Below are 703 nucleotides of genomic sequence, written 5' to 3'. Positions count from 1 at the left end.
CAATTCATTGTATGTTGAAAAAACGCGATTTGGTCGCAAACTGCGGTTTTTCAACATACAATGAATTGCAAAAATTACTTACAATTGCATAAGATTTAATTGTACTCACCCTAAATTTTTATCTGTTAAAAAACTTTGCAACAGAACCAAATTTACGTTATTTTCTTGCAGAAATAGGCTGAGACCAAATCTCTTCGTCATTATCATTTAAATGTACTTTAAAAACATATATAGGTTGAGAGAAACCTTTTGTATCAGTGTAGTAATCCATATTATATTTTGTAATGAATAATGTATCACCTGCTTTGAAAGATCCTATAGGATCAAATTCTCCTTGTTTCAGTTTTTGAAATGCTTCCTTTGGAGAAAGAATTTCAACATCTCGAACATGTGATTTTTTTGTACCGTAATATTTGTAAACAGGCACTTTTTCCCCCTCGACTTTTAACTCTGTTGATGTTTTTATAGTAACTTGAGACATATCAGTTTTTGTAATGGGATCAATAGGCATATTTCCAAATTCCTTCATTTGATACGAAATAATTATTCCAAGTGCGACGAAGCTTACTGCAGTAGGTAAGATTAAATATTTGACTATTTGTGTGTGTGATTCCTTTTTTTTAATAAAAATAAGATTTATATTTAATATACAATACCCAAGCATCATTCCTATAGTATTATGAAGTAAATCGTCTAGTTCCGC

Annotated in this window: 1 pseudogene; it reads right to left on the bottom strand. The window is 30.2% G+C overall.

Annotated elements, in window-relative coordinates:
* Positions 1-157: 157 nt before the first annotated feature.
* A pseudogene (locus MKO96_RS29185) lies at positions 158-703 on the bottom strand (VanZ family protein); the annotation flags it as partial.

Source organism: Bacillus sp. ES1-5, from assembly GCF_022487605.1.
GTDB classification, from domain to species: domain Bacteria; phylum Bacillota; class Bacilli; order Bacillales; family Bacillaceae_G; genus Bacillus_A; species Bacillus_A wiedmannii.
This window is presented reverse-complemented; position numbering and strand designations above follow the sequence as displayed.